This window comes from Ruegeria sp. HKCCD7303 (assembly GCF_013111185.1).
Taxonomy (GTDB): domain Bacteria; phylum Pseudomonadota; class Alphaproteobacteria; order Rhodobacterales; family Rhodobacteraceae; genus Ruegeria.
Map to the genome: position 1 here is coordinate 339,720 of NZ_WVRE01000001.1, position 25,275 is coordinate 364,994.

General features: G+C 53.9%; 24 protein-coding genes. 12 read left to right on the forward strand and 12 right to left on the reverse strand.

Annotated features, from left to right (window positions below; all coding sequences use genetic code 11):
* Entirely contained in the window at positions 1 to 1,200 is a 1,200-nt protein-coding gene (locus GS630_RS01415; protein ID WP_171711818.1) for a methionine gamma-lyase, read from the reverse strand.
* Between the two features lie 115 nt (positions 1,201 to 1,315).
* On the opposite strand from GS630_RS01415, the gene GS630_RS01420 reads away from it, so the two are divergent.
* The 5 genes from GS630_RS01420 (at position 1,316) to GS630_RS01440 (ending at position 5,828) form a co-directional block, all read left to right on the forward strand.
* Positions 1,316 to 1,771: an Lrp/AsnC family transcriptional regulator gene (locus GS630_RS01420; RefSeq protein ID WP_171711819.1), complete on the forward strand. Its 456-nt coding sequence runs from the start codon at positions 1,316 to 1,318 to the stop codon at positions 1,769 to 1,771.
* A 140-nt stretch (positions 1,772 to 1,911) separates the two neighbouring features.
* Positions 1,912 to 2,313, forward strand: a complete 402-nt coding sequence (locus tag GS630_RS01425; protein ID WP_171711823.1) for a helix-turn-helix domain-containing protein — start codon at positions 1,912 to 1,914, stop codon at positions 2,311 to 2,313.
* 942 nt (positions 2,314 to 3,255) lie between these two features.
* The gene (locus GS630_RS01430; RefSeq protein ID WP_171711825.1) at positions 3,256 to 4,143 is read left to right on the forward strand and encodes a LysR family transcriptional regulator; all 888 of its coding nucleotides are present in this window, start codon (positions 3,256 to 3,258) and stop codon (positions 4,141 to 4,143) included.
* A gap of 106 nt (positions 4,144 to 4,249) precedes the next feature.
* Complete coding sequence (wrbA, locus tag GS630_RS01435; protein ID WP_171711826.1) at positions 4,250 to 4,873, forward strand: NAD(P)H:quinone oxidoreductase; 624 nt, start codon at positions 4,250 to 4,252, stop codon at positions 4,871 to 4,873.
* A 58-nt stretch (positions 4,874 to 4,931) separates the two neighbouring features.
* Entirely contained in the window at positions 4,932 to 5,828 is an 897-nt protein-coding gene (locus GS630_RS01440; protein WP_171711828.1) for an EamA family transporter, read from the forward strand.
* Positions 5,829 to 6,481: 653 nt separating this feature from the next.
* Here GS630_RS01440 and GS630_RS22330 read toward each other — a convergent pair.
* Together GS630_RS22330 and GS630_RS01445 are read right to left on the reverse strand one after the other, a co-directional pair.
* A complete protein-coding gene (locus GS630_RS22330; RefSeq protein ID WP_253285940.1) occupies positions 6,482 to 6,700 on the reverse strand; it encodes a GDCCVxC domain-containing (seleno)protein in 219 nt (72 codons plus the stop codon).
* Positions 6,701 to 6,704: 4 nt separating this feature from the next.
* Positions 6,705 to 7,028, reverse strand: coding sequence for a hypothetical protein (locus tag GS630_RS01445; RefSeq protein ID WP_171091455.1), 324 nt, complete (start codon positions 7,026 to 7,028; stop codon positions 6,705 to 6,707).
* 99 nt (positions 7,029 to 7,127) lie between these two features.
* Between GS630_RS01445 and GS630_RS01450 the strand changes: the two genes are divergently transcribed.
* Genes GS630_RS01450 through GS630_RS01460 form a run of 3 tightly spaced genes read left to right on the forward strand, consistent with a single transcriptional unit; the run spans position 7,128 to position 9,677 of the window.
* Positions 7,128 to 7,526, forward strand: coding sequence for a MerR family transcriptional regulator (locus GS630_RS01450; RefSeq protein ID WP_171091453.1), 399 nt, complete (start codon positions 7,128 to 7,130; stop codon positions 7,524 to 7,526).
* The gene (locus tag GS630_RS01455) at positions 7,516 to 9,033 is read left to right on the forward strand and encodes a sensor histidine kinase (protein WP_171621226.1); all 1,518 of its coding nucleotides are present in this window, start codon (positions 7,516 to 7,518) and stop codon (positions 9,031 to 9,033) included. The genes GS630_RS01450 and GS630_RS01455 overlap by 11 nt, the downstream gene beginning before the upstream one ends.
* Positions 9,030 to 9,677: a response regulator transcription factor gene (locus GS630_RS01460; RefSeq protein WP_171091450.1), complete on the forward strand. Its 648-nt coding sequence runs from the start codon at positions 9,030 to 9,032 to the stop codon at positions 9,675 to 9,677. The genes GS630_RS01455 and GS630_RS01460 overlap by 4 nt, the downstream gene beginning before the upstream one ends.
* 74 nt (positions 9,678 to 9,751) lie before the next feature.
* Here the strand turns inward: GS630_RS01460 and GS630_RS22250 are convergent, their stop codons facing one another.
* The 4 genes from GS630_RS22250 to GS630_RS01485 all read right to left on the reverse strand — a co-directional run bounded on the left by GS630_RS22250 (position 9,752) and on the right by GS630_RS01485 (position 13,162).
* Positions 9,752 to 10,573 (reverse strand): hypothetical protein, encoded by an 822-nt coding sequence (locus GS630_RS22250; RefSeq protein WP_216599839.1) that lies wholly within the window; start codon positions 10,571 to 10,573, stop codon positions 9,752 to 9,754.
* A 159-nt stretch (positions 10,574 to 10,732) separates the two neighbouring features.
* Positions 10,733 to 11,614 (reverse strand): cation diffusion facilitator family transporter, encoded by an 882-nt coding sequence (locus GS630_RS01475; RefSeq protein WP_171237981.1) that lies wholly within the window; start codon positions 11,612 to 11,614, stop codon positions 10,733 to 10,735.
* Positions 11,615 to 11,772: 158 nt separating this feature from the next.
* A complete protein-coding gene (locus GS630_RS01480) occupies positions 11,773 to 12,600 on the reverse strand; it encodes a cytochrome c (RefSeq protein ID WP_171621225.1) in 828 nt (275 codons plus the stop codon).
* Between the two features lie 94 nt (positions 12,601 to 12,694).
* Positions 12,695 to 13,162, reverse strand: coding sequence for a cytochrome c (locus tag GS630_RS01485; protein ID WP_171091444.1), 468 nt, complete (start codon positions 13,160 to 13,162; stop codon positions 12,695 to 12,697).
* 86 nt (positions 13,163 to 13,248) lie between these two features.
* Between GS630_RS01485 and GS630_RS01490 the strand changes: the two genes are divergently transcribed.
* The 3 genes from GS630_RS01490 (at position 13,249) to GS630_RS01500 (ending at position 15,176) form a co-directional block, all read left to right on the forward strand.
* Positions 13,249 to 14,094: a LysR family transcriptional regulator gene (locus tag GS630_RS01490; RefSeq protein ID WP_171621224.1), complete on the forward strand. Its 846-nt coding sequence runs from the start codon at positions 13,249 to 13,251 to the stop codon at positions 14,092 to 14,094.
* 221 nt (positions 14,095 to 14,315) lie between these two features.
* Positions 14,316 to 14,906 (forward strand): Crp/Fnr family transcriptional regulator, encoded by a 591-nt coding sequence (locus GS630_RS01495; RefSeq protein ID WP_171621223.1) that lies wholly within the window; start codon positions 14,316 to 14,318, stop codon positions 14,904 to 14,906.
* Between the two features lie 75 nt (positions 14,907 to 14,981).
* Positions 14,982 to 15,176: a DUF2892 domain-containing protein gene (locus GS630_RS01500; protein ID WP_170702973.1), complete on the forward strand. Its 195-nt coding sequence runs from the start codon at positions 14,982 to 14,984 to the stop codon at positions 15,174 to 15,176.
* Between the two features lie 250 nt (positions 15,177 to 15,426).
* Here the strand turns inward: GS630_RS01500 and GS630_RS01505 are convergent, their stop codons facing one another.
* Positions 15,427 to 16,059, reverse strand: coding sequence for a tyrosine-type recombinase/integrase (locus tag GS630_RS01505; RefSeq protein ID WP_170465021.1), 633 nt, complete (start codon positions 16,057 to 16,059; stop codon positions 15,427 to 15,429).
* 208 nt (positions 16,060 to 16,267) lie between these two features.
* Here GS630_RS01505 and GS630_RS01510 point away from each other — a divergent pair, with 208 nt between their 5' ends.
* The gene (locus GS630_RS01510) at positions 16,268 to 18,148 is read left to right on the forward strand and encodes a tetratricopeptide repeat protein (protein WP_171711830.1); all 1,881 of its coding nucleotides are present in this window, start codon (positions 16,268 to 16,270) and stop codon (positions 18,146 to 18,148) included.
* 333 nt (positions 18,149 to 18,481) lie between these two features.
* On the opposite strand, the gene GS630_RS01515 is transcribed toward GS630_RS01510, so the two are convergent.
* The 4 genes from GS630_RS01515 to GS630_RS01530 form a co-directional block, all read right to left on the reverse strand.
* On the reverse strand, positions 18,482 to 19,303 hold the full coding sequence (locus GS630_RS01515) for an ankyrin repeat domain-containing protein (protein WP_170623321.1): 822 nt from the start codon (positions 19,301 to 19,303) through the stop codon (positions 18,482 to 18,484).
* A 486-nt stretch (positions 19,304 to 19,789) separates the two neighbouring features.
* Positions 19,790 to 21,526, reverse strand: coding sequence for a Mur ligase family protein (locus tag GS630_RS01520; RefSeq protein ID WP_170387170.1), 1,737 nt, complete (start codon positions 21,524 to 21,526; stop codon positions 19,790 to 19,792).
* Between the two features lie 14 nt (positions 21,527 to 21,540).
* Complete coding sequence (gene cphA / locus GS630_RS01525) at positions 21,541 to 24,342, reverse strand: cyanophycin synthetase (RefSeq protein WP_171711831.1); 2,802 nt, start codon at positions 24,340 to 24,342, stop codon at positions 21,541 to 21,543.
* Between the two features lie 20 nt (positions 24,343 to 24,362).
* Complete coding sequence (locus tag GS630_RS01530) at positions 24,363 to 25,253, reverse strand: cyanophycinase (protein ID WP_082643737.1); 891 nt, start codon at positions 25,251 to 25,253, stop codon at positions 24,363 to 24,365.
* Between the last annotated feature and the right edge of the window lie 22 nt (positions 25,254 to 25,275).

The window sequence follows — 25,275 nt, forward strand, 5'->3', positions numbered from 1 at the left end:
TTAGGCGGCGCTGCGAGCAGGGTAGGGCAAGGCCTGCTCTAGGTCTGCAAGGATATCTTCGACATCCTCTAGCCCGACAGACAGACGGATCAGGCCATCGCTTATCCCATGCTCGGCACGCTCTTCTGGGGTATACGTCGAATGAGTCATGGACGCTGGGTGTTGGATCAGTGTTTCCGCGTCGCCCAACGACACCGCACGCTGGATCATGTTCAAGCGGTTCATGAATTCAATTCCTCCGGACAGACCGGATTTGATCTCGAACGCTATCATAGCGCCCGGTTGGGACATCTGTCGCTGCGCTACATCGTGCTGTGCGAAGCTCTCAAGACCGGGGAAATAAACCTCGTCGACGGCAGGATGCGCTTCGAGGAAGTCCGCGACGACCCTGGCAGAGTCACAATGACGATCCAGACGAAGGTTCAGTGTTTTCAGACCACGCAGGATCAGCATCGCGTTGAAAGGGGCCATTACCGCGCCGGTCATGTCCTTCATCCCAACAAGGCGGATCTCAGCAATCTGTTCGGCGGACCCGACAACCAGACCGGCAACCACATCGCCATGCCCACCGAGGTATTTGGTGGCGGAGTGCAGAACGATATCTGCCCCGTGCTCGATCGGGCGGGTCAAATACGGGCTAGCGTAGGTATTATCGACGACGACCGTTGCACCGACCGAATGCGCAATTTCGGCGCTCGCGGCGATGTCCACCAAGCGCATATTCGGATTGGCCGGAGTTTCGAAATAGACAACGCGGGTTTTGTCAGAAACGGCAGCTTTCAGGTTCTCAGGGTCTGTCATGTCGACGTGCGTGATCGTGACTCCCCATTTTGCCAAACCGTGACGCATGAAGGCGAAAGTGCAGCCATAGAGCGTTTTGTCCACGATGACTTCATCACCTGGCGACAGCAGGGTCCAAAGCACTGCCGTAATCGCGCCCATTCCGCTTGAGAGAGCTAGACCGGCCTCGGCTCCTTCAAGCACTGCAATACGTTGTTCAAGAAGGTCGCATGTGGGGTTTGAAATACGGCTGTAGATATGACCTTCACGCTCTCCAGCGAACATCTCTCCGCCAGCCTCTGCGGTTTCAAAGGTAAACGTGGACGTCAAATGTAGCGGTGGTGTCAGAGCGCCGTCATTCTCTAGAGGGTCATATGCGTGGTGAATAGCGCGCGTGGCAAATCCGGTTGAACGAGTCATTGCAAGCTCCTGATTCATGTTGAAGCCAGTTTGCGCCTTTACTTTGGGCCAATGGTTGCGAATTATACCAAACCGAGCATCTATATTGGCAGATTCTGCTAAGAATGAGGGTGAAATGGACGCTAAGGACAGGCAGATTATACGAGCGCTGCAGCGTGACGGGCGCATGACGAACCAGGATCTTGCCGATGAGGTGAACTTGTCTCCCTCACCGTGTTTGCGCCGGGTCAAAAACCTAGAAGCCAAAGGAGTGATAAAGGGATACAGCGCCGACGTTGACGCTGCCGCGTATGGGATGGCCATTACCGTCTTCGTGCGTATCAGATTGGAGCGACACAACGAAACGGACGTTCAGAACTTCGAGAAACGAGTTCGGATGATCGATGAAGTTCTTGAATGCCACGTGCTGACCGGGGCAATGGACTACCAGTTGCGGGTTTTGGTATCGGATCTCGAGGCCTACGAGGAATTTATTCGCCACCGAATTCATCCGATCGGTGGGATAGCCTCGATCGATACCAGCTTTGTCTATGGAACAGTAAAAAAGACTTCTGTTTTTCCGCCCGGATAGATGGACCCAGTTAGAATGAGTTGTTGCCAATCAGCTAAACATTTTAGTTAATTGATTTTTTCCCTCCGCAATTTCCCATTCTCATCGTCGCTATATCAAAGACATGCAGCGCGTGCTGCATCACTTCTGAGAGGATAGCGATGACAAATAGACCGTATGGAGACACCCGGATGGCGACTTATGTCGAACGGAGGGTGCTCGAACTGAAACCTACCAAGAGCCAAGCCGAGATCGCGGCGCAGGTGGGATACGTCAATCCGAACATGATCACGATGATCAAGCAGGGTAGTTCCAAGGTGGCATTGGATCGCGTCCCGGCTTTGGCGAAAGCTTTGGAATGCGACGCCGCCTACCTTATGCGCCTCGCAATTGAGCAGTCGATCGGCCTGACCGCAGCCGAGGCAGTTGTCGAGGTGTTCGGAGAACCCGTCACGTCGAATGAACTTGGCTGGCTGAAAGCAATTCGCAAGGCCTCTAACAACACAGATCCTCGGCTGACCAGTCGGTCAGCGACGGCGATCAAGACTATCTTCGGGAGGTAGGAGCCATGTGTGACCAGAAAGACGTCCTGACATTGAATGAGCGCGCCTGGTTGCGGTTCCTCCGTGACATAAGCAACGGAAGCGATCCTGAGCCTACGTTGCGGCGGGTGCAGCTTCTACGTCACCTCTGCGTGGCTCGCAGAGCTATGAAGTAGTCAGCATCAGCCCGCGGTTAGTAATGGCTGGTCCGTCCCGCCTCGTCGGATCCCGCGACAACGTCAAAAGGTTGCATAAGGTTGACAAAGGTTTACATCGCGCCGGCCGGGATCGACGGAATGTAAACCTTATACCTCTCAAAACAGCCGATTTCGGGCCAAAAGGTTTACACTAAGTTTACATTAAGTTGACAGATCCGGGCCGAAATCAGGATTTTTCCCAAGATATGTAAACCTTTGAACCATACAAACCCATAAAAACAACGGATCTCGGAGAACACATATCCGAACCAAGGCTAGAAAAGCTCTCACAGCGACGAAGCACTGGCCAGACGACACCAGACACACAACTAAACACGGACGTAACTCAGGCCAGAGCTCAGCGCTCCTGAGAGAGAACCACATAGAGAGCGTAAGCACAGGTCTAGGCCAGGAAAGCTATTGAGCTGCTCCGGAGAGCAGAAACCGACGATTGCTAATAGTGGGGGAATAGTCGTGAATAGTGAGCTGCACTGCGTAGAGGCTGACTGTGCCTTGATATACAAAGTAGTGCTAGTTCCGTCCTAAAAGCTGGTTGTCTAATAATGAGGCTGGTGATTGGGAGATTGTAGAGAGGAGCACTCAGAACCAAAAACTGTTCCCGAGCTCTAGTTCACAGGTGTGATGGATGCTCCGCAAGCAGAATTGAACTGGATCAGCTCAACCTGAAAGAATGTGAGTTTGGGCATGTCATAGACCCGATCTATCGCGTAACACGTCAAAAGCAGCTTTTTCGAAGGGTGATAACTTGGACAAACTGTCAGTCATGCAAGCTTTTCGCCGCATCGTCGAACGCGGTAGCTTTGCCCGTGCGGCGGAAGACCTTGGTGTATCTCCTGCGCTTCTCAGCAGAGAAATCAAGCTTTTGGAGGAAAGTCTGGGAACCGTCCTTCTGACCAGAACGACCCGATCTATGTCGCTGACTGACACCGGCAGTCTCTATTACCAAGATGCAATTGGAATTCTCGACGCGGTCGAAAAAACGGAACAGACCATCAGGGAAGGCTCAAAAGCGATGCGTGGCCATCTTCGGGTGAATGCATCAGGTTCCTTCGGCCAAACCGTTATCGCACCGATGCTTCCAGAGTTCTTGGAAACCTATCCAGATCTGCGATTTACTCTTTCGATGGACGACAAGGTGATCGATATGGTCGAGGGCGGGTTCGATCTGTCGATACGAATCCGAGCCGCGATGCCGGACTCGGCCCTTGTTGCGCGACGGATCGGCGTGATGCGACAGCGGATTTTTGCGTCTCCTGACTATTTGGAGCGATGCGGGACACCGACCCAGCCGGCGGATCTGAAAAACCACGCGATCATTGGCTTTTTGCTTGCTGATCATTTGACGAGCTGGAAGCTCTCGGCCGCCGAAGGTGTCACAACATTAGAGCTTGATCCGCGCGTGCGCGTCGGCAACAGCCTCGTTTTGCGGGATCTACTGATAGCGGGGCAAGGCATCGGAACACTGCCCGAGTTCGTCTCTGATGCTCCCGAAGCCAGCGGGGCCTTGGTGCGAGTTCTTCATGACCACGAACTGCCTGCGCCAGAAGTATTCGCCGTTACAGCATCTCGCTTGGGAATGGACGCCAAGGTCACAGCCTTTCTTGATCATCTGCGCTTGGCTCTCAGGTCCTGACATTATTCAATACAGGTAAAGAGTGATGTCAAAGAGCGCGCCTTAATTAGCGGCGCAACAAATTCCATTCTCTCAGGGAACAAGTCGCAGCCCTGAGAGGTATCCTATGTCACGTATTCTCGTTCTCTACTACTCAAGCTATGGCCACGTCCGCACATTGGCCAATGCCGAAGCTGAAGGCGCCAGAAGTGTTCCCGGCACCGAAGTTGACGTTCGGCGTGTGCCCGAAACCGTCCCTGAAGAAGTCCGCCAGCAGAGTGGCTATTTCGTGGATGATACGCCTGTCGCCTTACCGGCAGATCTGGAAAACTATGATGCAATAATTTTAGGAACACCAACCCGATTTGGCATGATGGCTGGCCAAATGAAGTCCTTCCTTGACCAGGCTGGCGGGCTTTGGGCCAGGAACGCACTGGTTGGTAAAGTCGGGGCGGTCTTTGCATCAACAGGTTCGCAACACGGTGGGCATGAGGCCACCCTTCTGACAACGCAAGTCCCGCTTCAACACTTTGGGATGCTGATTGCCGGAATGCCCTACACATTTGCTGGCCAGACTACATCAGAAGAAATCATTGGCGGCGCACCATATGGTGCCGGAACGATCGCCGGTGCTGATGGTTCCCGCACGCCTACCGAAACTGACTTGGCCGGAGCGCGGTTCCAGGGCGCTCATGTTGCAAGGATTACAGCGTGCCTCGCTGGATCAAACCTGCAAGCGGAAGCAGCGTAACCTGCGCTGCTCTGACGTCTCACTCAAATTCTCAAACGCCTTTGCCCGGAGACATACCATGTCACGCTCAACCGATATTCTTCTCACCTCACTCGCCCCAGCGGTATGGGGAAGCACTTATCTGGTAACTACCGAAGCGCTCCCGGCTGGCTATCCGATTACCCTGGCTGCGTTACGAGCTCTGCCTGCTGGCTTGTTGTTGCTTGCAGTGACGCGCTGCGTTCCACCACGCGAATGGCTTGGTCGAGTTTTCGTCTTAGGCAGCCTCAATTTCGCTCTGTTCTGGGTGCTCCTCTTCGTTGCTGCGTATAGGTTACCCGGTGGTGTGGCCGCCACCCTAGGATCGTTGCAAGCGATGATCGTGATTTTGATGGCGTGGGGATGGCTCGGAACCCCAATCCGACTTGGTGCTCTCGGCGCCGCCGCGACTGGCGTAATGGGTGTGTCTCTGCTGCTGATCGGACCAGAAGCACAACTTGATTGGATCGGTATAGCAGCGGGTTTGGGAGGAGCCGCGTCAATGGCTGCTGGCACTGTTCTCAGCCGGAAATGGCAACCTCCGGTCTCGGCGCTGAGTTTCACAGCGTGGCAATTAACAGCCGGTGGTTTGATACTGCTGCCAGTCGCACTGTTCCTTGAGCCGCCTCTGCCGGCGCTCAGCGCGACAAATGTCGCAGGCCTTATTTGGCTTGGGTTGATTGGTGCTGCAGCTACCTATGCTCTTTGGTTTCGTGGCATTGCGCGCCTGGAGCCCAGTGCAGTCTCGATGCTCGGCATGATGAGTCCTGTAACAGCTGTCGTGCTCGGCTGGGTATACTTGGGACAAACGCTTAGCCTCACTCAGTCTATAGGAGCAGCCATAGTTATCGGCTCTGTTGTGGTCGGCCAGAGCGTGAGTCGAAGGGACAATTCGGGTTTGAAAAAATGGAGACCAGCAACTGCTGGATCTGTCTGATGGGTGCTGAGTTGCAAACAATGGGCCCGATCACGCAAGTGGGCGAGGAATGGCTCAGCGCCTCGCTCAAGCCCGTTCGCCAGATCCCTAGAATATCGAAGTCCTAGGTTTCTCGACGCATGAATAAGGGGAAGGGTTCTGGCGCCGCCGCGTCGCGGTGGTTGGATCCTCCCATAAACACGCTACGTCAAATTTTTTTTGGTTGTCTGGGTTCCCTCGCTCACATCATAAAAATCAAGATACCTCTCTCTGAGTGTCACATTGTCAGCGAAATCAGAAATGCTGCCGGAGTACAGATGCGACCGCTTAGGTGGTTTCCTCTTGTCGTCCCCATTGAAGCGCGGGTGCAACTGCCCATGTCCGGATGAAGTGCACTTTTGAACGGTCGCTGCCCGGTAACAATATCTCGGCCAAAGCCTTCCCGCACCGCAGCAAACACGAAAAGCCTGATTAGAAAGGCGTTTGCGCCGTGTTCAGATTATCGCATTCTGCGCCAGCAATAGGTTGTTTTTTAACAGAATGGGCGGACTGCTGCCATTCGTCGCTCTCTCAACCAACGGCAGCTGTGCGCAGAAAGCTGACTTTGCAAACTTTGGCGGACGAGCCAGTGCGGACAATCACTACCTTTCTCGGATGTTGCGGTTGCGGCCCGCTTATCCACAACAGAAGTCGCCTAACTGAATTGGCGGGCACGGGACAGTTGCGTAGGAACAAAAAACACAGCAATCGCCTTCCAATGGTTTCAAGACTGCCTTGCATGATTTGCATTCATAAAACCACTGGCACGAGTCAGTTGGCATTTTCTCGGTTTCAATGTGCCCGCATTCAGGGCAGGTCAAAATGCTATCTAGCACCACAGTTTGTTTTGTCATTGTCTCACATCTGCATGATTAGATAATTGTTGATTTGCGCCTCATTGAACACGAGGACCCATGCCAGCGCGGTGATCGCCGTGCTTCCGACAAGCCACCATTTCAGATTTGCCAACGTCCCGTTTCGATGCGCTACGAACCACGAAACCGCGACCAGCACTGTTGAGATGGCGAGAACATAGTAGCTTGCTGCCGCAATTTTTCCGAATATCGCCAACCAACTGCCACCCAAGCCGAGCAACATCATGGCCATTGGAAGAACACAGCATGTCGCGACCCCCAAAGCGGAAACCGATCCCAAGTAGCTGAGGCTCACATATTTCTTCATCTTCTGCTCCCGAGGTACTCGATTTGATTGTGTTGAGGCACCGGCATTCAGAGCGTATAACTCCTGTAGTAACTACAGGATCAAGTGGAGGCACTTCACATGATTGCGATAGGTGAGGCTTCTCGGCAAAGCGGGGTCGGCATAGAAACTATCCGCTACTACGAACGCGAAGGTATCGTACCAAGACCCGCACGAGCTCTGAACAATCGTCGCCTCTATTCAGCAAACGATGTGGGTAGACTTCGGTTTTTGAAGAAATGCCGCGACCTGGGGTTTCCTCTATCTGACGCAAAGGCGCTTTTGGAGCTGTCAGAAGGAAGTACCGAAGACTGCCGATCAGTGAAAGAACTGGCCGAGGCACACATTGCCAGCGTTCGAAGCAAGATTGATGAGCTCAGACGTCTGGAGCGCGCCTTGAGTGAGCTTACGGCCAATTGTGATAGCGGAAACGTTCAATGCCCGATGCTGCAAAGACTTAGAACGATGGATGAAATCTGACTCTTGCCGCTGGGCGGAAGCAAAGAGTCTGAGATTTAGCCAGATCGCGTCAGACCAAGGTCTGTGGTGCGGTAACAGATTGTCGTTCATAGTCGATTTCACGATGAGAGTGAAAGTAGCTGACCTGACGATTGGCAATTGGTCGTTGTCGCGAGTGTTTCTTGCGGCCAGCATCGTTGTGATGGGCACTGCTACTGCAATCGTCGGGGTGTGGGTGTCAAATCGAATCCAGAACGCAGTCGTGCAAAACTCCGCTAACTCTGCGGCTCTATATATGGAAAGCGTAGTATCCCCGCTCAGCCAGGAATTGGCACATGGCGATCGCCTTTCAGAGCAAGCGAGTCTGGCGCTGGACGAGATTTTTATGACCCAACCAATGCGTGACCGCATCGTTTCCTACAAATTCTGGAAGCAAGGCGGTGTGATTGCGCATGCCTCGGATACAGACATCATTGGAAACAGTTTCAATCCAACAGATGACTTAAGGCGGGCGTGGAGCGGTGATATCTCCGGCTCTTTCGAAGAGCTTGATCATGCCGAAAGCGCCGCAGAGGCGGCATTGGGAATACCATTACTTGAAGTTTACAGCCCCATCCGCGAACTCTGGTCCGGCGAAATCATCGCAGTTGCTGAGTTCTACGAAAGAGCTGATCAGCTTGAGTTAGACTTAGCCCAGGCCAGGCGAACAAGTTGGTTGGTCGTCGGTTCCGCATTTCTGGCATGTACGATTGTTCTGTATTCCATCGTTGCAATTGGCGACAAAACAATTCGACGACAGGGGGCTCTTCTTAAACAGCGCCTGACAGAAAGTGAGAGGATGGCTGAGCAGAATGCGCTGCTGCGGTCGCGTGTGGTCGAGGCGTCAGAAAGATATGCCACGCAAACAGATCGGTTCCTCAAGAATCTTGGAGCTGAGCTACATGATGGCCCTGCGCAATACCTGTCGCTCGCCGCCCTTAGACTGGAGGCGGCGTTTTCCAAAGGGTCCGAAAGACCTAAAGAGGCAGAGGAAATTCAGCAATCCCTGCAAAAATCTCTTGCTGAAATTCGTGCAATATCGCGAGGGCTGTCCGCGCCAGATATCGACAGCCTGTCATTCGCCGATGTTGTGAAGAGAGCAGTGGAGGATCACGCCGAACACAGCCCGTTGCGACCGGAGATTTCGTTCTTGGGTAGCCAGGCCCCAGAGTTGTCATTGTCCGACAAGCTGTGCATTTTTCGGTTCCTTCAGGAAACGCTTTCCAATGCCGCGAGGTATGCCCCAGATTCCAACTGCACTGTTACTTCTGAGGTGCAAACCGACCGCATAATTATAAAGGTCAAAGACGACGGGCCTGGATTTAGAAAGTCAGAAGAATCCGCATTGCGTGACGATGGAGGCCAGGGGCTTATGGGCTTGCGAGATCGAGTCGAGAGCATTGGCGGCAAGTTTGAAGTCGTATCGAGACCGGGCGAAGGCACCACCATTGCTATGACACTCTTTCCCAGAAAGTTAGGCACATCATGACTACATCCGTCGTAATAGCTGATGATCACCCGATATTCAGGGATGGTTTGCGACGCACACTAGATGAAGCTGATGGTTTCAAAGTTTTGGCTGCCGGTTCCAATGCTGAAGAGGCAGTGTCGCTGGTCGGCACGCATCAGCCGGACATAGCTATTCTTGACCTCTCGATGCCCGGTGGCGGGATAAGCGCGACACGTAAAATTGCGGCAATGGAAAATCCACCCGTCATTGCAATCTTGACGGTCTCAGAGAACAGCAGCGATGTCGCGGACGCCTTGGAGGCGGGCGCTATTGGGTACATTGTGAAGGGAGTAACCGCGAGCGAACTAACCGCTTCCTTACGCAGCATCGCCGCAGGTGAAGGGTTCGTTTCTCCGGGCTTGGCCTCGCGGGTATTGCTGCAAATCAATGCTGACACCGGCATGTCTATTAACAGCAGCATTCTCGATGACCTTACGCATCGTGAGGAAGAAATACTTCGACGCGTGGCCAAAGGACTGAGCAATCGTGAAATCGCTGACGAGTTAGACCTTCAGGAAAAGACCGTGAAGCACTACATGACGGCAATCCTGTCCAAGCTTCATGCGCGAAATCGGGTAGAGGCTGCAATCATCGCCCATGATGTATGGAACAAAGCAGAATAACTTCTTTTTCTTTCAAGACGATGGCGGCCCTCACCAAGAGAAGCCGCCAACGAATCTTCGACTGGAGTTGCTGTTCAGTTAGCAACCGCCTGTAGCCTCCGGCGATCAGATGCCGTTGCGTTTCTCTCAACAACAGTCCGGTTGTACGGGTCTTTCAACTCGTAGCGCCCGAACTCGATCTCTTCCTTCCAACCATTGGCATAGTTAACTTCGATGTTGTTGCCTTGGATTTCCACTTTCGTGGGCCGACTTCCGGCAGTGCCGCCTTGCCCAGAGGAACGCACGCTGTCGATTGAGATACCATTCGCTAAAGACCGAAGCCTAGAGACGTCAGCGCCAGTCGCGGGGCGCTCCTCAACGGTTCGGTTCTGAGCATTCTTTCTCTCATACCGACCGTTTTCGATCTCTTCCTTGGTTCCGTCGGCGTAACGCACTTCAATGCCGTTAGCGCTTGTTTCGACCTTCGTTATCCCCGCCGAACCCGACGGTTTGCCCCCTGCTTGAGACCGATCCTTCTTTCCGCTAGCTTCATTGGAACGTTTGGAGTCATCATCGTCATCATCATCGTCGTCGCGACCACTTTTTCCTGACCCCGAATTGTCATCACGGTCATCATCTCTGTCGTCGTCGCGATCATCATCTCTATCGTCATCACGATCATCATCCCGGTCATCGTCTCGGCCGCTGCTACCGGACCCTGAGTTGTCGTCTCGGTCATCATCTCTGTCGTCGCGACCATCCCCGTCGCTTCCCCTGCCGCTCTTGGCAAAGGCATATGACGGTTCAAAGTGTAGGCGACCATCGGCATCAAACGCTGGCACATAAGGCGTCGCCGCAATCAACGAAGCCAACGCCGCTGTACTAAGAAGTTGACCCAGCTTTCTTTGAATTTTCATTTTCGCCTCCAATTCTGAGCATCACGTTTCGTGACGTTGGAGACAGGTTACTTCTGGTTCGGCTGTCCCACATCGGGCTTAAGTCTGACGAATTTCAAGCCGAACGTCTTAATCAGATCAGTCAAGCCGATAGTGTTTTTGTAGAGCCAAATGACCAGTTTAGTGGGATCTAACTCCGTCACCCTTCAATTCGTCATCAGGTTCGAGATGAATGACAAAGACCGAACCCGGGTACAAACGCTCCAATTCTTCCTCGATGTCGTTGCATATATCGTGTGCCGCGCTGACTGGCATCGTGCCGTCCACAACAAGATGAAACTCCACGAAGATGACATTTGCGGACCTGCGCCCTTTGAGGTCGTGGTACTCTAAGGCTGCGCCGAGATTTGCTTCGATTGCATTAGAAACGGTCTGCAAGTCATGATCCGAAAGGGTCGCATCCATGAGGCCATCGACGGACGCCCGAATAACTTTCCAGCCCTCCCACAAGATGTTCAGCGCAACAAGAATTGCCAAGATTGGGTCGAGGATCAACCAGCCGGTGGCAAGCGCCAGTATCAGACCTGCGATGACACCAACTGAAGTCATGACATCTGTAAAAATGTGCCGGGAGCTTGCCTCCAATGCAGGCGAACCCTCGCGCCTGCCGATTTTGAGCAATAGGCAGGCCCATGCGCCATTCACGCCCGTTGCAACGACGTTGACGACGATTCCAAGAAGCGGCGCATCCTCAAGATGCGGGTTTGGGAGTGCCAATACAGCTTCTCTGATGATCAAGAACGCCGCCAGCACAATCAGTACGCCCTCGACGACAGCGGAAAGATACTCGGCCTTTTTGTGACCAAAGGGGTGGTTTTCATCAGGGGGTTTATTGGCAACCCGAACCGCAAAGTATGCCAGCAACGCCGCAACGACATTCACGGTAGATTCCATTGCGTCCGACAACAACGCGACCGAGCCTGTCAGCCACCAAGCGAGAAGTTTCAGAGCCAGTACGGCAATGGATATCGGAATGGACCAAAGAGCGATTTTTTGTGTCATTTGGCCACGACCCTCAGTCAATCATGAACAGAAACTCGGTTGTTTGGTGAGCTCCGACGTTCAAAACCTAAAACAGGTGTTTGATGAAAAGGGAATAGGCCTTACGGCTTCCTACCGGCGACAGCATCAGATCCCCGCGGCATGGCGCCAAACGACTGTTACTCAGATGGAAGCCGCGTCGACGAAACGGGAACAGCTTTGAGATACGCGGCAATCGCCAAACGATCCTCATCCGTGAGGCGTGATGTGTTCTCGATGACCTCCACCATCTCGCCACCTGCGCTGTCATAGTCCGGCGTGAAGCCGGATTTCAAGTACTCGGCGATGTCAGCCTCGGACCAATCAAGCTGGTCTGAGGTAAGGCCGGGGATGCGACCTTTCCCGTTTGGATTTGGTGCACCTGTCAGCCAAAGGTCTCGTTTCAGACCACCTAAGCCATTTCGCGGCGTGTGGCATTCGGCGCAGTGACCCAACGCCTCCACCAGATACCGGCCTTGCCTTTGTTGGTTGGTCAGATCACCTTGGACTACCCAACCTGGCGACATGAACAAAAGCTTCCATCCCCCCAGTCCGCGTCGAATGTTGAAGGGAAAGTGAACCTCATGCGGAACGCTTGCAGTTGTGGCTGGTGGCAGAGTGCTGAGGAATGCTTGAAGCGAAACGATGTCATCCGCTGACATGTTGGTGTAAGATGTGTAGGGAAACGCTGGAAAATAGTGCTGCCCTTCGGCTCCGGTCCCATGGATCAAGGCGTTGGCCAGATCCATGGCTGACCAGGACCCAATACCGACTTGTGGGTGACTGGAAATGTTGGGGGCGATGAACGTGCCAAACTCCGTCTCAAACCGGCGACCACCGGAGAGCATGAGCTTTTCTTCACCAACCGCGTCCGGCGCTGAATGACAGGATGCGCATCCTGCGGCGTGGAAAACGATTTCACCTCTGGCAAGATCTGGGTTCAAACCGTCAAGTTGAGATCGATCCATTCTTTGTGGTCGGGTCAGCACCAAACCGGCCAACCCAACCAAAAGTGCAACGAAAGCAGTGAAAAGGAAAAACCGCTTCACAGCTTTCTACCATTTAGTCTTTCGGTGCTCTGTACGCTTTGTGACATGCCGAACAGCTTCCACCCAGATCGCCCATAGCCGCTTTCAGGGCATCAACATCTTGGCCAGCCGCAGCCTGCATCGCAACAGCGGCGTCTGCCATGGCCTGCCCTTTCGCACCAACGTCAGGGAAGTTTTCCCAGATTGCAGGTAGCGCTCGGGAGGACGGATCGGAAACATTGTCAGATCCCTGTGGCCACATTGCGGATTGGTCGATCTGCGTTAGTACAACAAGGTTGTTTGCAGCCCGTGTTGCGGCCTCGGCGTCATAATCCACCTCGCCTTTGGCCATGCCGCCAAGCGTACCAAGATTGAAGGCATAGAGCTGCATGATTGAGGTTCGAGCTTTCACAGCCGGGTTTTCACTTTCGTGGGCGATGGCTGTGCCAATTGCGGTCAATGACAAAAGACCCGCTGCGAAGATTGAGAACTGCTTCATCATGATGTGTCTCCCTGTTCAATGCTCCGAATGTTAGCTTGAACGAATTTTCTTGTAATTGTTTGTTATTGGTCGTCTCTTGTTAATTTATGAACAACGAAAACTGGGACGACATTCGATACGCGCTGGCGGTAAGCAAATACGGCTCACTTAATGCAGCCGCAACGGCCATGGGCGTCACGCACGCCACAGTCTTGCGCAGAGTGGCCGCTTTCGAAGAGCGCAATGGCTGCCGGATTTTTCAAAAAAACCCGTCAGGATATTCCGTTCTGCCCGAAGCTAGTGCGATCTTTTCTGCAATGGAAAGCGTCGAAGACGCAGTGCTGTCGGTGGAGCGAGCGGTTGTCGGGGCAAACCGGTCTCCTATGGGTCACGTGCGAATTACGTCTACCGATAGTCTTTGTCAGATTGTTCTCCCTAGAATACTCAACGAAATCTCACGCCTTTACCCAGGTTTGAACCTGACTCTGCTAAGCCAGAACAGCCACCATGATCTTTCCCGACTGACAGCAGACATTGCTGTGCGCCCTTCGATAAAGCTCGGGGAAGGGCTGATCGGGGAGCGTGCAGGAACGCTGTCCTTCGGTGTCTTTGACGATGGTAGCCCCAATCGCAGGTGGATGAGGCTAGACGGGGCGTTGAGTCGTTCACTTCCTGCCAAATGGCTGGCGCAGAATGTAAGCGCCGACGAAATGACCAATGGAGCAGACAGTTTTCTGGTGCTACAGCAGATGGCGGCCTCGGGAGCTGGTAAAACCTTTCTGCCGTCATTTTTTGGCGACGTGGATACCCGCCTTAAACGGTCACAGGACGTGAATCCTAAGATCGAGGTTCCGCTGTGGGTCGCAACGTTAGAAGAAATCTCGCAAACTCCAAGGTTTGCTGTAGTTCAGAAGGCACTAGTCGAACGCATATCGGAAGCGCTAGCTAAGTGATTTTGGGCAACTGAGACTTTCGAGTTCTTAAATTTTTGACTTTCCAAGTTTGCAAAGCCCAGTCGGAAACGTTCGCATTGGGCTACTCCAATCAACTATGATTGCTACTGAGAACGGCAAAACTGAGCCCAAACTGCACACGAGAAGAATCTAAGGCGATCCGGCTTGAATTGATCGATTCACAAGTTTCTAATCTTCGGGAATTTGGGAGATTTGCGAGAATGAGTATCCTCCGCAGTTTTGCCGCGTCACGGGGCGCAACAGTGTTTCAACCAGGTCAAGCATGTCCAGGCTTCATCATTCTGTCAGAGGGATCAATTCGTGTAACGCTTACAGGCCCGAGCGGACGCGAAGTGGTCCTTTATCGTGTCACGCCGGGCGATGTATGCCTCCAGACTTTGTCATGCCTGATAAAGGACGAGGCCTACGGCGCCGAAGGTGTTGCAGAGACCGACCTGACCGGGCAACTCGTGCTAGCGCACGAGTTTCGAAACAAGCTCGCCGAGGACGCTGAGTTCCGAGATATGATTATGTTGTCCGTTTCCTCGCGGTTTTCGGAGTACCAGCAGTTGATTGAAGATGTGGCGCTTACGAACTTCGATGCGCGGCTCGCCAAGGCGTTGATAAGGCTTGCCTCTTCAGACAGCAGGGTGAAGGCAACCCACTCCGAACTCGCAAGCGAAACAGCCTCAGGTCGCGCCTACGTTACTCGCAGATTGGCGGCGTTCGCAAAGAAAGGCTGGGTAAAGCAGCATGAGGACGGCATCGCCATACTTGATCGCAAGGAACTGGAACATGTTGCCGCAGGTTAACGGTGACTCTGTCACCGTCTGTCGACGACGCAAAAGGTTAGAATTGGGCATCAATCAACCAAGGAGGATTTAATGATGTCCAGAAATGAAGGAACACTTGATCGCTCACTGCGTATCATTCTCGGCCTTGTGCTGCTGTCTTTGATCTTTGTCGGTCCTCAGACGATGTGGGGGCTTATTGGCATCATCCCACTCATCACAGGTCTATTTGGCGTTTGCCCGATCTACTCCGCTCTAGGGATCAAAACGTGCAGCGTGAAAACGAACTAATGGAAGCTGCATATCTCGGTATTGGGGGCGACGTCACGCCCTCATAGATTCTCAAGTTGAAGCCCAGTTCACCTTGGCGTTGTCGGTCCCAACTGGACTGAGGGCGATCTCAGAATCTTGCGAACCTCGTAAGTCCGCTTCGTCCCGCGAAGCCACATTCGCAGGGTCTTGTTTTGAATGTCCGCTTCGGGCTGATAGTTCTACTCTCGGGGTTCGCGCAAAAAAGGCCGCTCGAAAGCGGCCTGATGGATCACACCTCGGTGGCTTCCGCGATGGCGAGTGCGTCTTCGATGTCTACACCCAGGTAACGCACTGTACTGTCCATCTTGGTGTGACCAAGCAATAGCTGCACTGCTCGCAAGTTACCTGTTCTACGATAAATCTGCGCCACTTTTGTGCGTCGCATTGAATGGGTCCCATATTGGCTGGGATCAAGCCCAATCGAAGCGACCCATGACTGAACCAACCTCGCGTACTGACGAGTAGAAATATGCAGCCGATGCTGAAAACGCCCTGGCCACAAGTACTCGGATCTTTTCATCGCAGGTTGTTTCAGCCAATTCAAAAGCGAGTTTCGCGTACCACTACTAATTTCAAAACGAACGGGTATCTTTGTCTTGCTTTGGTTGACAGACGCGCGTTCCTTTACTTGTCCAGCGGCAAATACGTCTGCAACTTTAAGGCGAACAAGATCGCAACCACGGAGCTTACTATCTATTGCTAAATTGAAGAGTGCTAAGTTCCTATGATCTTCTGAAATTTCTAAGCGAACGCGTATTGCCCAGACATGCCTTGGCAAAAGCGGGCGCTTCTGGCCAATAACCCGACCTTTGTTCCACGCAGATCGGCCAACTCGAATGACGGGTAGATTTAAAGCTTGCATGACGAATACTCCACACCGCCACGCACCACCTCATCGCCCACACAGTGTCAGCGTCTATTGGTTACCATGCTTGGTCTCCGTCATGAAAAATCTGACTTTGTCGAAGCCTGACCGGCGCCTCAAATATGCGATTTGGTATAGGGCGAATAGCAGAACTATGGATTCAATAGATCAGGATGGATAATCTTGGGTCTAGGGGAGAACGGGAGTGGAACGCCGCCTTACCACTATCTTGAGTATTGACGTCGTGGGCTACTCGCGACTGATGGAACGCGATGAGGCAGCGACGCTGGCTGCACTAAAGTCGCATCGGTCTGAACTCATTGACCCCTTTGCGGCGAGTTATGGTGGCAAGACGATCAAATTGATAGGTGATGGTGCTCTACTGGAGTTCGAAAGCACCGTACAGGCAATGAAATTTGCCGTTTCTGTTCAAAACGAAATGCTCTCTCGAAATTCGGACGTTCCAGAAAGCGAACGAATTGTGTTTCGGATCGGCATCAATATCGGAGATGTGATTGCCGAGGATGGAGACATTTATGGTGATGGCGTCAATGTCGCCGCTCGACTTGAAGGCTTGGCTGAGCCTGGAGGTATTTGCATTCACCGCAGCGTAAGGGACCAGGTACAGGACAAGCTGGATCTGAATTTCGAGGATCTGGGTGAGACCGAAGTCAAAAACATAGAGAGACCAGTCCGAGCCTTCGAAATCGTTCTGGATGACAAGGCCAAGGCTTTGGCTTTATCAAAACCAATTGCGCATACAAAACCAACGATATCCAAGTGGGTGCCAACTCTAATCGGTGCAGCATGCATCTGTTTGGTGCTGGTTTCGGTCGTATGGTGGCGATCCAGAGATGTGGCACCCCTGACCGAACAAGAGGAGTTTGCGCTTGCCATCCCAGACGAACCGTCCATCGTCGTTTTGCCCTTTGAGAACCGCTCAAAAATTGAAGAGGTCGGCTATCTGGCAGAAGGTTTTGGAGCAGCAATCACGACGCAGCTTTCGAAGTTTCCACAGCTATTTGTGATCGCTGGTTCTACTTCGATTACCTTTGCGGACAGCTTGGCCAAACCGCGAGAAATAGGTCGAGAGCTCGGTGTGCGATATGTTCTGTCAGGTAGCGTTCAGAGCGTTGGCGAGAATATTTCGATTAACTCAACACTGATAGAGACAGAGTCGGGGCACGCTCTATGGTCGGAACAATATGACGTTGGCGTCGAAGAATTGTTTTCCGCTCAGGCCGACCTTATTCGGGAAATCGCATCCACCCTAAAAATTGTAGTTGAGGAAGAAGAAATCGCTTCGCTTAGGAAACGGCCAACCGATGATCTAGAAGCGTATGAACTTTTTCTGAGGGCTGTCGCCAAAAGCAAGCTGCTGAATACTGCGAGTCGGCAAGAGGCAATTGAACTACTGGAACGAGCCATAGTGCTCGATCCAGACTACCTTTCTGCACATATTGAATTGAGCGGTCGCTACCTTAGTCTTTGGCGCTTTGGTGGGTCGGACGATCCAGAAACCGCGCTGAACAAAGCCCGCAGGCACGCACAGCGTGCGTTAGAACTGGATCAATCGGACTATCGCGTTCAACACCGCTTGGGCCAGCTACATTTGTTTGCTGACCACGATCATCAACTCGCATACCAGGCATTTCAGCGGGCAATACGGGAGAACCCCAATGATCCTGAGGTTCTATATGGTATGGGCTTTCTACGGTCGCTTATGGGTGAGCCAGCCGAAGCGATTGAGTGGAACAACAAGGCAAAAAAGGTCAACCCGCGTTATCCCGGCTGGTACAATTTTAACGCGGCCCTTTCTCATTTCTTAATCAGAGATTACAAACAGGCAATTCTGCTGGCAAAAACCGGTATCTCAACTTATCCAAAGTCGCTTCCTCCGCGCCGTATCTTGGTCGCAACTCTTGCTGAAATGGGACGTCTGGAAGATGCACAGGTTGAAGCAAAGAAATTACTCGAAATCCGGCCGGACTTCCGTGTTTCTACACACAGAAACACACCCTTTATGCATACTGAGGACCGGGACCGGTATTTTGGTGCGATGGTTGCTGGTGGATTGCCCGAATAGAAAGGTTTTCATATCCCGGATACTGGCTGTATGCGCGGTTTCCACTTTTGGTAGCATCGTTGCATGAACGGACCAATCCGCTCCTCGGGATCAACAAACATCGCTGTTGAATGTCTGGTTTGGGCTGGCAGCGGCCTTTTCACCCGAACCGACGAACGGCAGCAAGGTCCGCACAGCGGTCATTGATGCATTACGCGACGAAAGACTGCTTTGAGCCCAATGTGACCGATGCTTCATGGCAAACAATTTTCGGAGTGGGTGAAATGCAGACGTTCGCTACACTTTGTCATCTCCCAGCAAAGCGGGACAAACTGGTCGCCATCCGAATTCAGCTCAATCTTTCAATGTTGCGAGATATGCAATGATATCCACGCGATCTTTTTCATTTTCAATTCCGAGCATCACTTTGGTCGTCCCGGGTACAAACTGATATGGGCTAGCGAGATAGCTATTCAGTGTATCTGCATCCCACACCAAACCTAATTCGCGCAAATAACTTGAATAAGAAAACTCGGGATCGGACGCAGTGGGTCGTTCGAATACTCCCCAAAAGTTGGGCCCATTATCACCTGTTATCCCCGTCGACGAAGGTTTGCCGTGGCAGACTTCGCACCCCTTGGCTAGAAACTCTCCATTTGAAACATTGGCACCTTGCAACTTATCGGCAATCGGTTGGCTCTCTACTCGCTGTGGCGCTCCCGCTTCGATGAGCACCTCGGCGATTTCTATGTGCCCCGCTCTCAGCGCCTGATGCAAAGGAGTTGAGATATATGGTTCATAGCTGGCTGGATCCGCCCCAGCCTCAATGAGCACTTTTACTACTTCGATATGACCATACCCGGCCGCATGGTGGAGAGCGGTTCCAACCGTATAAATATCATTTCCCTGATAGAAAAAAATTGTGGGATCGGCACCTCGCTCAAGAAGAAGTTCAACCAACTCAGTATGGCCGAATTTTGCCGCAACAAAAAGCGGTGTAACGCCCGGTGCACTTGTCATGTTCGTACTGCGAAGTTCGAGCGGCACACCCTTTTCTAGCTCCGCGAGAACGCCCTCAATATTTCCACGTTTGGCGTGAAGATGGATGATTTCCGCCAATGCCTTCTCAAACGGAAAGATGAACAGCGACAGAGTAACTATAATTAGTCGAAACATATGCGCCTCCGAATTCAACGGCTTAAGCCAATCATAAGCAGATTGAGTCGTTGTACCAAATTCTACTGAAGAAATGGGTTCCTGTGCGACGTTCGCGCCAGTTCGTCAGCTTTGTGGTCGCTCGCAAAAGAAGTATTACCACCATCGCAACGCATGATGGCTAAGCGGGCTGCATCCGCAGCAATTGAGTCAATTTATGGATGTCGGCTCGGAGTCAATTTCGAGGGCCTGCTGCTTCGCACAGAACGACAGCATTTTCCGCACTGCGGTCGTTGAGTGGAATTCACTCAAAGTCTCCACTGAGCCCAAAGTACCGGATACTGCGCAACGATCACTTGGCGGGTTCTGCACCGTAGTCCGCCTCCGATCGGTCTCAGGTCGAAGGTGCAACATTTTTGGTGCATACTTCCCTGCCTGTTTGCATTTGCGCGCGCTTACATCGCCGTGTGCTAGCTACAACTGCGTGACACCGGCACCCGGCTCTGTTTATCCGTCGAGCATCGCGAGCACGGCGTCGCGTTCGGACAGGACCAACAGCAAGGCAAGATCACCCGGTTCCAGCTTTTCCAATATCATCGAGGCAGCTAGAGAGGGCGAAGATGCTCTCAGGACTTGTTGCGCGTCATATCCCTGTTCTAAGGCGGATTTTTTGATCAGGTCCGGGATTTCTCCCAATTCGCGACCTCTTAAATACCCTTCCAGTTCGGCTGCGACGACTACGTCGGGCTGGAAATTTAACGCCGTCGCGGTAACGTCCCGAATATCCTGATCCGACCGATCGCCAGCATGGCTGAGCATAATGTAACGCCGTTTCGCCGGTAGGCTTGACAGCGCATCGCAAACGGCCGAAATCGAATGCGGGTTATGCGCAAAATCCACAAAAACACGCGCATTATTGTAACTAAACTCGTTGCAGCGTCCGGGGTTGTCCTTGGCGTCGGGTTTGAACCCGGCCAACCCATCCCGAGCCCCCTGAACGGGCAAGTCCAGTGCCAAGGCAAGGCACAGGGCCGCCAGCGCGTTCAGGATATTGTATTTCGCAGCGCCGCCCATGGTCAGGGGAACATCGGAAACTGCAATGACTACCTGTTCGACCGCACCGTCGAAAAAGACGATATCTCCCTCCTGCACATAGGCGCAGCACTTGCCCGCATCACGCGCCTGACGGACAAGGTTGTTCTGCGCATCCAGCGAGAACCACCAGATATTTGCGGATGTATTTTCCGCTTCTGCGCGGACATACAAGTCATCGGCATTCAGTGCCAGCACGCCACCCTCGGCCAGCGTGCGATGCACGGCGAATTTGGCCTGAGCCAGTTCCGGCACCGTGTTGACCCCGTATTGCCCCAGATGGTCGTTTGCCACATTGGTGACCGCCGCTGCCGTTGCCGCGCGGGTCGGCAGCCCCCGGCGCAGGATTCCTCCGCGCGCGACTTCCAGACAGGCGACCTCCAGCCTTTTGTCACGCAACAGCATTCGCCCGCCGCCGGGGCCGGAATAATCGCCACGGTCGAGAATGTCGTCTCCCACCCGCACAAATTCGGTCGAGGTCAGCCCGGCAACCTTGCCCGAAGCGCGCGCGATCGCCTCAAGTAAACGGGTTGTGGTTGTTTTGCCGTTGGTTCCGGTTATGAAGGCCACCGGGATATTGTGCAGAGCCGACCAGTCCAAGTCATCGGGGGTAGGCAGCGCATCGACCGGCCAGGTCTGACTGCCAGTACCGTGCCCGATCGACACTTCGTCATCATCGCACAGGATATCCACACCATGCGCTTCTGCTGCCGCAATCAGGGCGATCAGCGCGGGATTGGCTTCTTTCTCCATAACGCTTTTGACATCCGCAACCATCTGATCGAAATCGCCGGGCTCGGATGCCAACAGTTCGGCAGCACAGAAATGCCAGACGGTTTGCACCGCGAAGATAGCGGAATAGAGCTGATCCATCGGTGCTGAAATCGCCAGATTGACGCCACCGGTGAAACTGCGGTGGGTTACGTCCTGATCCTGCCAGCCAAGTGCGTCCAGCACGCGGCGCGCGTGTTTTTCCCACAAAGCAGTGACCTGCGCGGTGCCGGTATCGGTGAAAAACACATCCATCACCGCGCCGGGGCGGTTCCACAACAGTCCCGGCCCAGTCAAGCGTCGGGCATCGTCTACCCGGACATGATCGGCGTACGCGCTTTCAATTGTCAGCGCGTTTTCAAGCTCTTCTATCCGGTCCATTCCGGTACCCCCGCTTAATCCGCGTCTTCGCTGATGTCGCGGGCCAGGCGCACGCCTCGCGCATCCCGGATCAGGTTCTGGTCGCTTTCGAACATGTCCTCGAACGAGGTGTCGATGGGGCTTGCCACCGGCGCAGCCTCTGTGACCGGCGCTTCGCTATCGGAGTTGAAATAGATGATCTGCTTCCAGCAGCGCGTTGTGTCATCACCGAAAATCACCAGCAGATCGCCCGGTGCGGCCCGTTCCAACGCTGCAGTCACCGCTTCGACCTCATCCGGGATGATCGTGATCGCGGCATCATCGACGCCGTTGTCGATCAGGGCCTGCCGCATCATTTGCGGTACTTCGTCGTGTCCACGGCCCCGGCGGCGGTCATCTGCCTTGCAGATGAAATGATCAAAATGCCCGGCCAATGCGGCGGCCCCGTCGATGATATCCTCATCGCGCCGGTCGCCGGGCATCGCAACAACGCACAGCCTTCGGCCCTTGACCTCCAACTGATCGGCCAGAGCCGCCATCGCCTTGAGCGCGGCAGGGTTGTGGCCATAGTCGAGGATCACCTTGAAGGGATGCTCGTCATAGACATTCATCCGCCCGGGTGCCTGGAAATAGCTGGTGTCGAAGGTGCGCAGCCCATGGCGGATATTGTCCAGATCCACTCCGAAACTATAGGCCATCGCGGCGGCGAACATCGCGTTCTGGACGTTGAAAATGGCCTTGCCTTCCAATGCCGCCGGGATCAGATGCGACCACAGCACCGGGATATGAAGACCGTTGTCATAAATGGTCAGCATGTCACCATTCATGCCCTTTTCAAGCACAATTGCCTTGCCGCCTGCCTTGATATGTTCCTTGACCAGGCTGTGCCCCGGATTGGTGGTGACATAAAAGATCTGATCTGCACCGGCATAGTCGGCCATTTTCAAACAGTTGATGTCATCGGCATTCAGAACTGCCGTGTCGGTGGCGCTTTCCACCACCACGCGTTTGACAACGGCCAGTTCCTCAACCGTGTTGATGCCGCCAAGACCCAGATGATCTGCCGAGACGTTCAGGCAGGCCGCTACGTTCGAGCGCTGATAGCCCAGACCCGAGCGCACAAGTCCGCCGCGTGCGGTTTCCATCACCGCAAAATCGACAGCCGGGTCGCGCAGAACGATCTGTGCCGACTTAGGTCCCGTCATGTCGCCCTTCACGCTCAGCTTGCCGTCAACATAAACGCCATCGGTCGAGGTCATGCCAACGGTCTTGCCGCTGGTTTTCATGATGTGCCCCAGCATCCTTGAAGTGGTCGTCTTGCCGTTGGTTCCGGTGATTGCCGCGATGGGAATGCGGGTTTCCTCGGTGGCCGGAAACAGCATGTCGATCACTTTGCCCGCCACGTCGCGCGGCTGACCTTCGGACGGTGCCACGTGCATCCGGAAACCGGGGGCGGCGTTCACCTCGACAATCGCGCCGCCGATATCCTTGTAGGATTTGGTGATGTCGTCGATAAGGAAATCGACACCGCCCACATCCAGCCCGACGGCCATGATGGCACGCTCGGCCATGTCACGGTTGTCAGGGTGCACCACATCCGTCAGATCAATGGCCGTGCCGCCGGTCGACAGGTTCGCGGTTGATCGCAGATAAAAGACCTCGCCGTCAGGCAGCACAGTTTCTTCCGTCACGCCCGCATTTTCCATCAGGCGTTTGGCCTGATTGTCGATCTCCAGCATGGTCAGCACTTTTTCATGCCCGATGCCACGGCGCGGATCCTCGTTCACGATTTCGACCAGTTCGGCAATCGTGTGCGTGCCATCGCCTGCCACATGGCCCGGCACGCGCTTGGCCACCGCGACCAGCTTGTTGTTCACAACCAGCATCCGGTGATCGAAACCGGTGATAAAGCTTTCCACCAGAATGGCGCGGCTGCGGGAATGTTCCTTGGCTTCGGCAAAGCCTGCCTCGACCTCTTCATCCGAGTTCAGGTTAATCGAAACACCGCGCCCATGATTGGCATCGAGCGGTTTGACCACCACCGGGTGCCCGATCCGTGCGGCGGCGCGCACGGCTTCACGCGCGGAATAGACCATGCGTTGCTGCGGCACAGGCAGGCCCAGATCGTTCAGCAGATTGTGCGTGTCTTCCTTGTCGCAGGAAATCTCGACCGAGATGTGCTTGGTCTCAGAGGTTATGGTTGCCTGAATGCGTTTCTGGTATTTGCCGTGCCCGAACTGAACCAGTGACCCAGAATTCAGCCTGATCCAAGGGATGTCTCGCTCTTGCGCGGCCTTAACCAATGAGCCGGTTGAGGGACCAAATTCCTTGCGCTGCGCCCGCAGCACAAAGCTACGCAACTCGTCATCCCAGTTGAATTCCGGGTCGAAGTCGTAGTCCACCTGTTCCTTGAGGGATTGCGGCAATAGATGCATCAGCAGCCGCATTGCCAGCTTGCCTGCGTCCAGACCAACATCGCGCTGGCGGTATTCGTAAACCATGTTGTATTGGCCGGGTTCGCCTGTGCCGCGCGTGCGGCCAAAAGTTACGTCCGAACCGGCCACGTTCTGCACTTCAATGGCACAATGTTCCAATACATGACCAAGCCAAGTACCTTCATCTTCGCGCAATCGGCGGATGAAACCACCGGGTTCGCGGTAGGAACAGCCATGTTCAGCCAGACCGGGAAGGGCCTGGGTCAATGCATCAATAAACTCGGAACCAATTTTGGCCGAAGGCCAATCTTCCAAAACGCCCAGATCAATGACGTGGCGAATGACCGGAAAACTTGCCCAGACATTCGGGCCGACAAAGACATTGGTCGAGATTATTTTCATGAGGTCCCTCGTTGGTTAGATTATTGTTTCCCCCCGCTGGCGGCCTCATCCCCGGACAGATCCGGCAATGTGCAGAACGCCATATGCTCATCCGGCGGAAAAGCCTGGCGAGCCGTCAGATCATAACGGCACCCTTCACCCAGAACGTCAAGCCGAAGTCCAAGAAGGCTGAGTGCTTCGCCGCGACGGGCATCCCACATCGAAGAATGGGTCAAATGGCTCGCATCCACCACGGTAACCGTTCCGCTGCCGATTACTTCAAAGACGTTATCGGGCCCAATGAAGGCCGCCGTGTCTTCGTCAACGCCCAATCCGATTAGAAAAGGGTTAAAAGATGAAGCGGTTAGCAATCGACCCAGGCGGTTGCGTTGGGTGAAATGCTGATCAATGATGACGGCGTTGGTCAAACCCATACCGGGAGCCAGCGTGATGTTACCTTCGGCTGGACCAGAGTTGCTGCTGCCGCCTGCTACCATATGCTCGGACATGATCGAAGCACCGGCCGAGGTTCCTGCAACCGGCACCCCTGCCGCGTTTCGGCGCCGGATTTTCTGGGCGACCAGCGTGCCTCCAAGAATCGCTGACAGGCGCAACTGGTTCCCACCGGTCAAAAAAATCCCGGTAGCACGATCCAGCATCCCCGCGTAATCCGGGTTGTCGCAATCGGCGCGGCGCGAGATAGGCAGGAATTCAACCTTGCCTGCACCAAGCTCGGAAAAGATGCGGTTATAGTCCGGTCCGGTTTCTTCCAGCATCGAGGCTGTCGGGATTACGACGATATCAGCGTCGGCACCGCCGGACAGTTCTACGAACTTTCGGTGAATCTGCATTTCCTTTACGCGGTCTTCACCGCCGCCGATCGGAATGATGAACCCGCGCGGGGTTTCTGCATCAACGGGTGCAGGGCACATATCTTAACTACCTTCCGGTGCT

What these genes read in the sequence shown, in the direction of transcription:
- GS630_RS01415 (WP_171711818.1), bottom strand. Translation starts at nt 1,200, where the DNA reads ATGACTCGTTCAACCGGATTTGCCACGCGCGCTATTCACCACGCATAT.
- GS630_RS01420 (WP_171711819.1), top strand. Translation starts at nt 1,316, where the DNA reads ATGGACGCTAAGGACAGGCAGATTATACGAGCGCTGCAGCGTGACGGG.
- GS630_RS01425 (WP_171711823.1), top strand. Translation starts at nt 1,912, where the DNA reads ATGACAAATAGACCGTATGGAGACACCCGGATGGCGACTTATGTCGAA.
- wrbA (WP_171711826.1), top strand. Translation starts at nt 4,250, where the DNA reads ATGTCACGTATTCTCGTTCTCTACTACTCAAGCTATGGCCACGTCCGC.
- GS630_RS01440 (WP_171711828.1), top strand. Translation starts at nt 4,932, where the DNA reads ATGTCACGCTCAACCGATATTCTTCTCACCTCACTCGCCCCAGCGGTA.
- GS630_RS22330 (WP_253285940.1), bottom strand. Translation starts at nt 6,700, where the DNA reads ATGACAAAACAAACTGTGGTGCTAGATAGCATTTTGACCTGCCCTGAA.
- GS630_RS01445 (WP_171091455.1), bottom strand. Translation starts at nt 7,028, where the DNA reads ATGAAGAAATATGTGAGCCTCAGCTACTTGGGATCGGTTTCCGCTTTG.
- GS630_RS01450 (WP_171091453.1), top strand. Translation starts at nt 7,128, where the DNA reads ATGATTGCGATAGGTGAGGCTTCTCGGCAAAGCGGGGTCGGCATAGAA.
- GS630_RS01455 (WP_171621226.1), top strand. Translation starts at nt 7,516, where the DNA reads ATGAAATCTGACTCTTGCCGCTGGGCGGAAGCAAAGAGTCTGAGATTT.
- GS630_RS01460 (WP_171091450.1), top strand. Translation starts at nt 9,030, where the DNA reads ATGACTACATCCGTCGTAATAGCTGATGATCACCCGATATTCAGGGAT.
- GS630_RS22250 (WP_216599839.1), bottom strand. Translation starts at nt 10,573, where the DNA reads ATGAAAATTCAAAGAAAGCTGGGTCAACTTCTTAGTACAGCGGCGTTG.
- GS630_RS01475 (WP_171237981.1), bottom strand. Translation starts at nt 11,614, where the DNA reads ATGACACAAAAAATCGCTCTTTGGTCCATTCCGATATCCATTGCCGTA.
- GS630_RS01480 (WP_171621225.1), bottom strand. Translation starts at nt 12,600, where the DNA reads ATGGATCGATCTCAACTTGACGGTTTGAACCCAGATCTTGCCAGAGGT.
- GS630_RS01485 (WP_171091444.1), bottom strand. Translation starts at nt 13,162, where the DNA reads ATGATGAAGCAGTTCTCAATCTTCGCAGCGGGTCTTTTGTCATTGACC.
- GS630_RS01490 (WP_171621224.1), top strand. Translation starts at nt 13,249, where the DNA reads ATGAACAACGAAAACTGGGACGACATTCGATACGCGCTGGCGGTAAGC.
- GS630_RS01495 (WP_171621223.1), top strand. Translation starts at nt 14,316, where the DNA reads ATGAGTATCCTCCGCAGTTTTGCCGCGTCACGGGGCGCAACAGTGTTT.
- GS630_RS01500 (WP_170702973.1), top strand. Translation starts at nt 14,982, where the DNA reads ATGTCCAGAAATGAAGGAACACTTGATCGCTCACTGCGTATCATTCTC.
- GS630_RS01505 (WP_170465021.1), bottom strand. Translation starts at nt 16,059, where the DNA reads ATGCAAGCTTTAAATCTACCCGTCATTCGAGTTGGCCGATCTGCGTGG.
- GS630_RS01515 (WP_170623321.1), bottom strand. Translation starts at nt 19,303, where the DNA reads ATGTTTCGACTAATTATAGTTACTCTGTCGCTGTTCATCTTTCCGTTT.
- GS630_RS01520 (WP_170387170.1), bottom strand. Translation starts at nt 21,526, where the DNA reads ATGGACCGGATAGAAGAGCTTGAAAACGCGCTGACAATTGAAAGCGCG.
- cphA (WP_171711831.1), bottom strand. Translation starts at nt 24,342, where the DNA reads ATGAAAATAATCTCGACCAATGTCTTTGTCGGCCCGAATGTCTGGGCA.
- GS630_RS01530 (WP_082643737.1), bottom strand. Translation starts at nt 25,253, where the DNA reads ATGTGCCCTGCACCCGTTGATGCAGAAACCCCGCGCGGGTTCATCATT.